Genomic DNA, 11795 nt, shown 5'->3' on the forward strand with positions numbered 1-11795 from the left:
GGTGGTCGATCCGGTAATCGTGTCGAGCAGCGGGGCGCGGCTGATTGGTCCGAAAGGGGAGCGCGCGATTCGAAGGCGACTCATTCCTCTCGCGGCGATCGTCACGCCCAATATTCCAGAGGCCGAAGGATTGGCGGACATTGAAATCGATTCCGACGCAGCGATTCGCAAGGCCGCCGGTAGAATTCTGAAGCTTGGCGCGCGAGCGGTGGTCATCAAGGGAGGGCATCGCGAGGACGACAGCTTCGCGACGGATTTCTTTTACGACGGCCGCAACTTTATCGAGCTCAAGGGCCCGCGAGTGAAGGGCGGCGGTGCGCACGGGACAGGATGCGCCTTCTCAGCGGCGATCGCGGCGCACCTCGCGCGCGGCGCGAGTCTCGAGGACGCGGTTCGCGGCGCGAAACGTTTCGTGACCGCGGCACTCCGGCAGAGTTTCAAATTGGGCAAGGGGCGCGCGCTGCTCGATCACTTCGCGCGCAGCTGACGATCAACTCGCGCGATCGCGGGGCACGCCAAATTCTTTCAGCGCGGCGCCGAGGTTGTGACTCGGTGTGTCCGCATCGCCCATTTTCATCAGCGCGAATCGTTCATCGCTGTCGAGCCGCGACCAGACCGCGTCACTTAAGTCGAAGCCCGCCGCGCGCGCATTGGCCACGACTCGACCCGGCGGCGACGCGGGCGGTTCCGCCGACGCTCTTTGCGCATCGCTCAGGCTCTTCGGCTCGACGCCGAATCGGCGCTTCATTGCCTCGCGAATGAAGACTCCCAGCCCGTCGCACTCTTCGGATGAATCGACCGGGAAATAGCAGATGGCGAGCCGCTCGCCGCGGTCGAGCGACTTCCATTGTTCGAGTCCGATTTTCAAACCAACGCGATCGAGCTTGCGCCGCACCGCCATCGGGACGCATTGGAGACTTTCGTGCATCTCATCTTCAAACTTGAATTTGCGAATCATTTGAACCTCCAAAACGCCGCGCCAATACAAATTCGCAGCCGCGTTCTCGTCTTTGTGATTTCCTTCCGGGGTCTTATTTTTGTGTCATCCCGAGCGTAGCCGAGGGACCCCGGATCTTTCTCGATGCCTGCCGCCGCACCCCGACCACGGCGCATGCGAGATGCTCACCGCTCGCGCATGGCGACCACCTCTACGCGACGGATTCGCGCGCCGCGTAGTCAGGTTGCAATACGCAACCGGGCAGATCAAGATCGTCAGCATCAATCGTGGTATAGCGATTGACAGTGGCTGCGATGAATTCCAGAAATGGCGACGCCGGTTTTGACGCGCGGATTGTCGACGAAATCGTCGCCGGTCTCGCCGACAAACCCGGTGCGCTCATGCTGGTGCTGCACGCGGTGAATGAGCGCGTCGGTTACATCCCGGTCGAGGCGGTGCCCGCGATCGCGCGAGCATTGAATCTGTCGCGCGCCGAGGTCCACGGCGTCATCAGTTTCTATCACGACTTCCGCACCCAGCGGCCCGGCCGGAAAGTCATTCGCGTATGCCGAGCGGAGTCGTGCCAGGCGATGGGCGCAGTGGCGCTCGCGGCGCATATTCAAGCACGCCTTGGAATCGAATTTGGACAGACCAGCGACAACGGCGATTTCACGCTCGAGCCGGTTTACTGTCTAGGCAACTGCGCATGCTCGCCGGCAATCGTCGTCGGCGACGACCTCTACGGCCGCGTCACTCCAGACCGCTTCGACGAAATCCTCTTTTTAGAATCTACTTCGGGGCGCCCCTAGATGACTGCGGTATTATCAACACTTCTCAAAAGGAGGACACCAGCGGCGCCACGGACAGTGATTTACGAGGTCAAGCCCGAACGATTCGACACCTGATGCATCCCGGAATTCACACCAAAAGCAATCCTGGCAAGGCCGCTTACATCATGGCGGCGACCGGCGAGGTTGTCACCTATCGCGAGCTCGACGATGAGTCGAATCGCGCCGCAAATCTATTCCGTTCGCTTGGACTCAAGCCGGGCGACACAATCGCATTGTTCGCCGAAAATCATCCCCGCTATCACCAGGTGCTCTGGGCGGCGCAGCGTTCCGGACTCTACTACACCGCGATCAGCTCACGTTTGACGGCGGAGGAAGTCGCCTACATCGTAAACGACTCCGGCGCGAAAGTTTTCAGCACAACGCATGCGATGGCCGACGTCGTGGCCAAGATGGACGCGGTAGGGATGATTCCGCGCACCATCAAGCGCTACATGATGGACGGCATGATCGCGAATTATGAATCGTGGGAGGATGCGGTTGGTTCGCAACCAACGACTCCGATTACCGACGAGACCGAAGGCGCCGCGATGCTCTACTCGTCGGGCACTACCGGCAGGCCCAAGGGCGTGAAGCATCGGCTGACTGGACAACCGCTGGGCGCGCCGAATCCAATCGGGATGCTGCTGGCGGGGCTTTACCAGGCGACTCCCGAGATGGTCTATCTCTCGCCGGCGCCGCTTTATCATTCGGCGCCCCTTCAATTCACGATGGCGATACATCGGATCGGCGGCACTGTGATCGTCATGGAGCACTTCGACGCGGAACAGTCTCTCGCACTTATCGAGAAGTACCGGGTGACGCATACGCAGATGGTGCCGACGATGTTCATCCGGATGCTGAAGCTGCCCGAGCCGATCCGTCGCAAATACGATCATTCAACGCTGAGAGTGGTCATACACGCGTCCGCGCCGTGTCCAATATCGGTCAAAGAACAGATGATCGAATGGTGGGGGCCGAAAATTTACGAATATTATGCGGGCACCGAGGGCAACGGGTTTTGCGCGATCAACAGCGTGGAGTGGCTGTTGCACAAGGGCTCGGTCGGTAAGCCGCTGGTCGGAAAGGTACACATCGTTGACGATGACGGAGCTGAGCTTCCGACTGGCGAAGCGGGGACGATCTTTTTCGAAGGCGGCGGCACATTCGAGTATCACAACGATCCCGAGAAAACGAAAAGCTCGCGCAACGATAAGGGATGGTCGACGCTCGGCGATATCGGCTATCTCGATCGCGACGGCTATCTGTATCTGACCGATCGCAAAGCAAACATGATCATCAGCGGCGGCGTGAACATCTATCCGCAAGAGGCGGAGAACCTGCTCGCGACTCATCCGAAAGTCGAGGACGTCGCAGTGTTCGGCGTGCCCAACGAGGATTTCGGCGAGGAAGTCAAAGCCGTAGTGCAGCCGGTGGACATCAAGCGGGCCGGACCGGCTCTCGAGGCGGAGCTGATCGGTTTCTGCCGCGCGCACCTGTCCGCGATCAAGTGCCCGCGGACAATTGATTTCGATGCGGAGCTGCCGCGCCATCCGACCGGCAAGCTCTACAAGCGCCTAATCAAGGATCGCTACTGGATCGGACACTCGAAGCGAATCGCCGAGTAAGCGTCGTGTGCATCGCAAGGCGCAGGTCATGATGAACACTCTGGGACTGGATGACGAACTCGATACGGTCGAGGTAGTGTCCAGCCTCGAAACCTCTTTCAGCATCCAATTCACCGTCGCAGAAGTCAGCGCCTGGCGAACGGTCGGAGATATATACAGCACCTTGCGCATTCGCTTCTCCAACTCAGGGAAGCGAGCAGGTCGATGCGCCACCGCGATGACGTTCTACCGCCTGAGGCGGGCGCTCTCCGATCTGAGTATCGACACCAGGCTCAGACCCGAGACTCCTGTCAAAGGGCTAACCACTCTCACCACCAAAGCGCTGTTCAAACAGATAAGCGCCCGCGCGGGGTTGCGTCTGCCACGTCCGAGAGTCGCATTGTGGGGTACTCTGGGTGCGTGGTCGATATTAGCCAGCTTTGTCGGTCTGGCTTCGGCCGCCGTCTTTGCACCGTACTTGTGGCTACTCCCCATGCTCGCCGCCGCACTCGGGATCATGCTTCTTCGGCTCGACCCCGGTGACATACCGTTCGACTGCCAAACCCTCGGTGACCTCTCGAGGAAGGTTACAGGCCTGAACTTCGGAAAGTTGTCTAACGAGGGCGCGGAACTTCAGGATAAGGACCTGTGGAACGCCCTGGTTGAGGTTCTGTCTGAAGATACTTTCCTTCCGAAATTGGAAATTCGGCCCGAGACCCTGCTGCTCCAAAAGCAGCTCCGATCGGCATAGTTATGCTCTATTTTAGAAGCGTGCGTTGCGAATGACGAATTCAATATTGTATGTCCCGCGCGACTCGGGCGCGGTATCACTCGGTGCCGACGCGGTCGCCGAGGCGATTCGCAAAGAAGCATCGTCGCGCAAGCTGGACGTCAAGCTGGTGCGCAACGGCTCGCGCGGGATGTTCTCGCTTGAGCCGATGGTCGAAGTCGCAACCAGTGGCGGACGGATCGCGTACGGACCAGTTGCGGCGAGTGACGTCGCGTCGCTGTTCGATTCGAACTTTCTCGACGGCCGCGAGCATCGCTTGCGCCTCGGAGTAGCCGAGGAAATACCGTGGCTCAATCCGCAAACCCGGCTGACGTTCGCGCGCGCGGGCGTGACCGATCCGCTATCGCTCGACGACTTCATCGCGCACGGCGGATACCGCGGCTTGAAGCGTGCGATCGAGCTCGGCGCTGACGCAGTGATTGCCGAGGTCACGGAGTCCGGTCTTCGCGGCCGCGGCGGTGCGGGTTTTCCCACCGGCATCAAATGGAAGACCGCGGCTGAGGCGCCGGCCACACCGAAGTATGTCGTTTGCAACGCCGACGAAGGCGATTCGGGCACCTTCTCCGACCGCATGATCATGGAGGGCGATCCCTTCGTGCTGATCGAAGGGATGACGATCGCGGCGCTCGCGGTTGGCGCGACGCAAGGTTATATCTACCTGCGATCTGAGTATCCGCACGCTCGCCGATCACTCACAGAAGCGATCGCGACGGCCCACTTGAAAAGCTATTTGGGCGCGAACATCGTCGGCAGCGGCAAGGCGTTCGAACTGGAGATTAGGCTCGGCGCCGGCGCGTACATCTGCGGCGAGGAAACCGCGATGCTGGAGAGCATCGAGGGTCGCCGCGGGATGGTCCGCTTCAAGCCGCCGATTCCCGCGCTCGAAGGACTGTTCGGCAAACCGACGCTGATTAACAATGTAGTCTCGTTCGCGACGGTGCCAATCATCATCGAGCGCGGCGCGAAATTTTTCCGCGACTTCGGCGCCGGCAATTCGCGCGGCACGATCCCGTTTCAGCTCGCCGGCAACGCCAAACGTCCAGGCCTGATCGAAACGCCGATGGGCGTGACGCTTCGTGAAATCGTTTACGACTACGGCGGCGGCACCGCCAGCGGCAGGCCGGTTCGCGCGGTGCAGGTCGGCGGGCCGCTCGGCGCGTACTTCACCGAGTCGATGCTCGACGTGGCCCTGGATTTTGAATCAGTCGCGGCGCGCGGCGGAATCCTCGGACATGGCGGAATCGTGGTCTTCGACGACACTGTCGATATGGCGCGGATGGCTGGGTATGCGATGGAATTCTGCGCAATCGAATCGTGCGGCAAGTGCACGCCGTGCCGAATCGGATCGATTCGCGGCACCGAGCTGATCGACGACATTATCAACCGCCGCCGTCCGCGCGAGAATCTCGAAGTGCTCCGCGATTTGTGCGACACGATGAAGTTTGGCTCGCTGTGCGCGCTCGGCGGCCTCACTCCGCTGCCGGTTCTCAGTGCGCTAAAATATTTTCCGGAAGATTTCGGTCTGGTAGCCAGCGATGTTGATTTCATTGGAGCAGATCTGACGATCTCTTTGTCAGGAGTTGGCAACAATCATGCGATCGCGCAGCGATAAGGACTTCGCCACTCCGCTTCGCCCCGGCGCGCGAGACGTCGCGTTGGAGATCGATGGACGCGTCGTCGCTGTACCCGCCGGCACGTCGCTGATTCGCGCGGCCGCAGAGGCCGGAATCCACGTACCGAAACTGTGCGCGACGGATTCGCTCGAGCCGTTCGGCTCGTGCCGTTTGTGCCTGGTCGAAGTCGAAGGTCAGCGCGGCTTTCCGGCGTCGTGCACCACTCCGGTGCGGGCGGGAATAAAGGTGCGCACGGAGAGTCCCGCGCTCGCGCGGCTCCGGCGCGGCGTGATGGAGCTGTACATTTCCGATCACCCGCTCGACTGCCTGACCTGTCCCGCCAACGGTAATTGCGAGTTGCAGGACATGGCTGGTGCGGTCGGCCTGCGCGAGGTGCGCTACCGCAACGGCGACGGCGCCAATCATCTGCATGCGGAGAAGGATCAGTCGAATCCGTACTTCACTTTCGATCCGTCCAAATGCATCGTGTGCTCGCGATGCGTTCGCGCGTGCGAGGAAGTGCAGGGCACCTTCGCGCTGACCATTGACGGGCGCGGATTTTCGTCGGTCGTCTCGCCGGGACAGAACGGTCCGTTCTCGGCGTCCGAGTGCGTTTCGTGCGGCGCGTGCGTGCAGGCTTGTCCGACCGCGACCTTGATGGAAAAATCCGTGGTCGAACTCGGGCAGCCGGATCACAGCGTCGTCACGACCTGCGGATATTGTGGTGTCGGATGCTCGTTCCGCGCCGAGATGAAGGGCGACCTCGTCGCGCGCATGGTGCCGAACCCCAACGGGCAGGCCAATCACGGGCACTCGTGCGTCAAGGGCCGCTTCGCGTGGGGCTACACGACGCATCCGGATCGCGTCACGCGCCCGCTGATTCGCAAATCGATCGACCAGCCGTGGCGTGAGGTTTCGTGGAGCGAGGCGATCAATTACGCCGCGGCGGAGTTCAAACGCATCCAGGACAAGCATGGGCGCGGCGCGGTCGGAGCGATTACGTCTTCGCGATGCACCAACGAGGAAACTTTTCTCGTACAGAAACTGGTGCGCGCCGCGTTCGGCAACAACAACGTCGACACCTGCGCGCGTGTTTGTCATTCGCCGACGGGCTATGGACTCAAGACCGCGTTCGGCACCTCGGCGACCACGCAGGATTTCGATTCGGTGATGCAGGCCGACGTCATCATGGTGATCGGCGCGAACGTCACCGAGGGACATCCGGTGTTCGCGGCGCAGATGAAGCGGCGAATCCGCCAGGGCGCGAAGCTGATCGTCGTCGATCCTCGCGTCACCGAAATCGTGCGGTTGCCGCATGTGCAGGCGTCGTATCATCTTCAGCTCCGTCCCGGCACCAACGTTGCGTTGATCGACGCACTCGCCCATGTCGTCGTGACGGAGGGACTCACCGACGAAGAGTTCGCAGCCGCGCGATGCGATCCGGATGAATTCGAGGCGTGGAAGAAGTTTGTCGCTGAGCCGCGCAATTCGCCGGAGTCGATGGAGAAAATTACCGGCGTGCCGGCCGACCAGGTTCGCGCGGCGGCGCGGCTCTACGCCAGCGCTCCCAACGGGGCTATCTACTACGGACTCGGTGTGACCGAACACAGCCAGGGCAGCACGATGGTGCTCGGTATCGCGAATCTCGCGATGGCGACCGGCAATATCGGCCGGCCCGGAGTTGGTGTGAATCCGCTGCGCGGCCAGAACAACGTGCAAGGCTCGTGCGATATGGGTTCGTTCCCGCATGAGTTCAGCGGCTATCGCCACATTTCGGACGCGGCGGTGCGCGCGAGTTTCGACGCGGCATGGGGCGTGCGCGTCGATCCCGAACCGGGCCTACGCATTCCCAATATGTTCGACGCCGCGCTCGAAGGCAGCTTCAGGGGTCTCTACGTGCAGGGCGAGGATGTCGCGCAATCGGAGCCGAACGGCCATCACGTCGCGGCGGCGCTGCGGGCGATGGAATGCGTCGTGGTGCAGGATTTATTTTTCAACGAGACCGCGAAATACGCGCACGTCTTTCTGCCCGGTTCATCATTTCTCGAAAAGAACGGCACCTTCACCAACAGCGAGCGACGAATCTCGATGGTGCGCAAGGTCGCGGCGCCGCTCGCCGGCAAGGAAGACTGGGAAATCACTTGCGAGCTCGCGACCGCGCTCGGCTATCCGATGAAGTATTCGCATCCGTCGGAAATCATGGACGAGATCGCACGGCTGACTCCCACGTTCTCAGGCGTCAATTACAAAACGATCGAGCGGCTCGGTTCGGTGCAATGGCCATGCAACGACAACGCTCCGTCCGGCACCCCTACGATGCATGCCGATCACTTCGTGCGGGGCAAAGGCAAGTTCACGATTACCGAGTACGTACCTACTGAGGAGCGCACCAACTCCGAATATCCGCTTATACTGACTACTGGGCGAATACTCAGTCAATACAATGTTGGTACTCAGACGCGACGCACGCTGAATGCCGCCATGCATGCGGAGGATCGTCTCGAGATACATCCGAGCGACGCCGAATTGCGCGGCATCCGCGACGGACAGTGGCTCCGGGTGCAGGCGCGCCGCGGCGAGACGCGCTTGCGCGCGGTGGTAACGGAACGCGTCCAGCCCGGTGTGGTATATACTACGTTTCATCATCCGGAATCGCGCACCAACGACCTGATGACCGATCACTCCGATTGGGCGACCAACTGTCCCGAGTTCAAGGTCACCGCTGTCCAGATCGCGCCGGAACGCGGCGGCAACGGCCACAAACAAGATCGAGTAGCTAATCTGGATGACGCAACTGATATTCATCACCTCATCATGATGGCTAACGATATCGGCGCGTACTTCGCCGGTTATCCGGATCAAGACGAAGCCATCGAGGGCGTCGCGAACCATCTGCGCAATTTCTGGGAGGCTCGAATGCGCCGCGAGATCGTTGACTATGTGGCTGCGGGCGGCGATGAGCTGAGCCCGCTCGTGCGCGAAGCCGTTGAGTTTATAGCGACCGAGTCTGTCGTTGAATCGGAGGAAGTTGGCGAGGGATGAAAACCGATCCCGCGCACATCAGGACTGATGACGATGCCCCGGATGCGGTTCGCGATGAAGTCCGCGAGCATCGCGCGACTAGATGGCGCGGTGGCAGGAGTTCGGAGCGCAGCGAAAAGCTGGCGGTCGAAGAGCCGCTGGAGATTCGACTCGCCGGGCGCCGCTTCACGCTCACGATGCGCACGCCCGGGCATGACGAGGAACTCGCAGCCGGCTTTCTCTTTGCGGAGGGTTTTATTAATGACGCGAGCGAACTCGGCGAGGTTCGGCGCATGCGTGGGCGCAAGGGCGCGCCCGAGCCCAACGCTATCGATGTCATCCTGAACGTGCCCGCCGACGGATTGCGCGCCCGCCTCAAGCGCAACTTCCTGATGAGTTCGAGCTGCGGCGTATGCGGCAAGACCAGCATCGACTCGATTCGTCGACGCGTCACGGCGCCTGCGGATTCCGCGCGCGTCGCGCCTGCCACGCTGCTCGCGCTGTCGGAGAAACTGCGCGACGGCCAGCGCGTGTTTGCCGCAACGGGAGGACTCCACGGCGCCGCGATTTTCACTTCCGCCGGTACGCTGCTCGCGATACGCGAGGACGTCGGGCGTCATAACGCGGTCGACAAGGTGATCGGCTACGCGCTGACGAATGCGATGGTCCCGTTGGCGCAACATATAATGATGGTGAGCGGGCGGCTCAGCTTCGAGATCGTGCAGAAAGCGGCAGCGGCAGGTGTGCCGATTCTCGCCGCCGTGTCTGCGCCGTCGTCGCTAGCGGTGGAGCTGGCCGAGGAGATCGGCACGACGCTCGTCGGCTTCCTGCGCGACGGCAGCTTCAACATCTACACGCGCCCCGACCGCATCGCGCAATGACGCTTTCCCGGACGTGAGCGAAACCGACAAGTACGATCTGACTATTTACGAAGGGACCGCGTGGTACTACTCGCGATTCCGTCCGAAGTACCCGCCGTCGCTCGTCAGCCTTCTGCGTGAGCATTTTCGACTCGACGGCACCGGCAGGCTGCTGGACCTCGGTTGCGGCCCCGGGCCTGTCGCGATTGCGCTGGCGCATCTATTCGACGAGGTCGTCGCGATGGATCCCGATGATGGCATGCGTGCGGAGGGCGAGCGGATCGCGCGCGAACGCGGGATCAGCAACATCGAATGGCGATTCGGCGGCTCGAAAGACTTGTCGCCCGCGCTCGGACAGTTCCGCCTTGTCACGATGGGTAACTCGTTTCACTGGATGGATCGCGCGCGCACGCTCGACGCGCTCTACGATATCGTCGCGGACGGCGGCGGCATCGCGGTGGTGGGCGAAGGTGCTCCGATTCCCCCTCCGCCGATGACGCGATGGCGCGCCGCGATTAACACGGTGCTGAAGCGCTATCTCGGCCAACGGCCAATCCCGTGGGAGAACCCGGGTCCGACGCCCGAAGAGCGTCACGAGGCGTACATCACGCGTTCGCACTTCAAAGATCTCGTCAGCCACGAGGAGTCCTTCGACGTCGAATGGACTGTCGATTCGATCATCGGAAATCTCTATTCGATGTCGTTCTGCAGCCGGCGAGTGCTCGGCGACCGCGTCGACGCTTTCGAGCGCGACGTCCGCGAGGCGGTGTTGGCCGCCGAACCGTCGGGCATTCTCAAAGGCGAACCGCCCGAGTTTTTCGCGTATATGGCGTGGAAGCGCTGAGCCCCAATGGCTTCGACGCTCCTCTTGAGCGTGCCATCCACCGGGCGATACTCTGTATGATCATGTTGGAGACGGCGAATGTACCCGCGTAAGCGCGCGCTCGAGCGCATCGCGCGCGAAAAAGTGCTCTACGCGCGCCAGCCCGGCGGCGACATTTCCGTCTGCGTCATCTACCCCAACACCTACCGGCTCGGAATGGCCAACCTCGGCTTCCAGGCCGTGTTCCACATCTTCGAATCCGATCCGTCTGTGGCCGCAGACCGCGCATTTCTCCCCGACGCCGACGAGCGCGACAGCTTCCGCGACGGCGGCGAGCGCCTGGTGTCATTCGAGCGCGGGCGTCCGCTTTCCGACTTCGACGTCCTCGCGTTCTCGATTTCGTTCGAGACCGATTATCTGAACGTCCTGAGCGTTCTGCGGATGGCCGGGATTCCCGCTCGCCGCGCCGACCGTGCTGGCCGCAATTTTCCGTTGATCATCGCCGGCGGCTCCGCCGTGTTCCTCAATCCCGAACCCATCGCCGATTTCATCGACCTGTTCTTGATTGGCGAGGGCGAGGAGATGGTCCCCGAGTTCATCGAGCGATGGCAATCGACGCGAGGCTCGGCGGATCAACTGCGCGAACTCGCATCCGTCGCGGGCGCATATCTCCCCGACTTTTACCAACCCGTTTACGACGAGGCCGGCCGCCTCGTGACGGTCAAGTACAGCGGCCCCGGCTCTGCCCAGGTGAATCGCCGCCTCCTTCGCGACCTCAACCGCTTCGCCACGTCGTCGCTGATTCTCACCGAGGAGTCCGTGTTCGGCGACATGTTCCTGGTCGAGGCGAGTCGCGGATGCCAATGGGGATGCCGCTTCTGCGCGGCGGGGTTCATGTATCGCCCGATTCGCTATCGCGCGCCTGAAATGCTGATCGCCGAAGCCGAGCGCGGTCTTGGCGAGCGCAAGGTGATTGGCCTGGTCGGCGCCGAGATGGCGAGCGTGCCCGGCGTCGCAGATATCGCGTCGGCGGTCGTCGATCGCGGCGGGCGATTGTCGCCGTCGTCGCTGAAAGCCGATTGCATTTCACCCGCGCTCGCGTCCGCACTTGCGCGCGGCGGAAATCAGAGCGTAACCGTTGCGCCTGAGGCCGGCAGCGAACGAATGCGCAAGGTCATCAACAAAAATCTTACCGAAGGCGAAATTCTCCACGCTGCCGAGATGATGCTGGGCGAGGGCGTCGGCAACCTGAAATTCTATTTCATGATCGGCCTGCCCGAGGAGCGCGACGAAGACGTGCTCGCGATTGCCGACCTC

At 61.7% G+C, this 11795-nt stretch carries 10 protein-coding genes; 9 read left to right on the forward strand and 1 reads right to left on the reverse strand.

Going from position 1 to position 11795, the window contains the following annotated elements:
* Nucleotides 1–487, forward strand: a 487-nt coding sequence (locus tag VIW95_RS15155) for a bifunctional hydroxymethylpyrimidine kinase/phosphomethylpyrimidine kinase (RefSeq protein ID WP_331588019.1), incomplete at its 5' end; no start/stop codon positions are given.
* Nucleotides 488–490: 3 nt separating this feature from the next.
* Here VIW95_RS15155 and VIW95_RS15160 read toward each other — a convergent pair.
* Nucleotides 491–958 (reverse strand): nitrate reductase associated protein, encoded by a 468-nt coding sequence (locus VIW95_RS15160; RefSeq protein WP_331588021.1) that lies wholly within the window; start codon nt 956–958, stop codon nt 491–493.
* A 293-nt stretch (nt 959–1251) separates the two neighbouring features.
* Here VIW95_RS15160 and VIW95_RS15165 point away from each other — a divergent pair, with 293 nt between their 5' ends.
* From VIW95_RS15165 to VIW95_RS15200, 8 genes are all read left to right on the forward strand, one after another.
* Nucleotides 1252–1746, forward strand: a complete 495-nt coding sequence (locus VIW95_RS15165; RefSeq protein WP_331588023.1) for a formate dehydrogenase subunit gamma — start codon at nt 1252–1254, stop codon at nt 1744–1746.
* A 95-nt stretch (nt 1747–1841) separates the two neighbouring features.
* Nucleotides 1842–3392 carry an AMP-binding protein gene (locus VIW95_RS15170; protein ID WP_331588025.1) on the forward strand — a complete coding sequence of 517 codons (1551 nt, stop codon included), beginning with the start codon at nt 1842–1844 and terminating at the stop codon, nt 3390–3392.
* A gap of 7 nt (nt 3393–3399) precedes the next feature.
* Nucleotides 3400–4122 (forward strand): acyl carrier protein, encoded by a 723-nt coding sequence (locus VIW95_RS15175; protein WP_331588027.1) that lies wholly within the window; start codon nt 3400–3402, stop codon nt 4120–4122.
* 31 nt (nt 4123–4153) lie between these two features.
* Entirely contained in the window at nt 4154–5773 is a 1620-nt protein-coding gene (locus VIW95_RS15180; RefSeq protein WP_331588029.1) for an NADH-quinone oxidoreductase subunit NuoF, read from the forward strand.
* Nucleotides 5754–8816 carry a formate dehydrogenase subunit alpha gene (fdhF, locus tag VIW95_RS15185; RefSeq protein WP_331588031.1) on the forward strand — a complete coding sequence of 1021 codons (3063 nt, stop codon included), beginning with the start codon at nt 5754–5756 and terminating at the stop codon, nt 8814–8816. The genes VIW95_RS15180 and fdhF overlap by 20 nt, the downstream gene beginning before the upstream one ends.
* The gene (gene fdhD, locus VIW95_RS15190) at nt 8813–9676 is read left to right on the forward strand and encodes a formate dehydrogenase accessory sulfurtransferase FdhD (protein WP_331588033.1); all 864 of its coding nucleotides are present in this window, start codon (nt 8813–8815) and stop codon (nt 9674–9676) included. The genes fdhF and fdhD overlap by 4 nt, the downstream gene beginning before the upstream one ends.
* A 13-nt stretch (nt 9677–9689) precedes the next feature.
* Entirely contained in the window at nt 9690–10499 is an 810-nt protein-coding gene (locus VIW95_RS15195) for a class I SAM-dependent methyltransferase (protein WP_331588035.1), read from the forward strand.
* Nucleotides 10500–10577: 78 nt separating this feature from the next.
* Nucleotides 10578–11795: radical SAM protein (locus tag VIW95_RS15200; RefSeq protein WP_331588037.1), on the forward strand; the 1218-nt coding region annotated here is incomplete at its 3' end.

Source organism: Binatus sp. (SeqCode) (assembly GCF_036522015.1).
In the GTDB taxonomy this organism is placed as follows: domain Bacteria; phylum Desulfobacterota; class Binatia; order Binatales; family Binataceae; genus Binatus.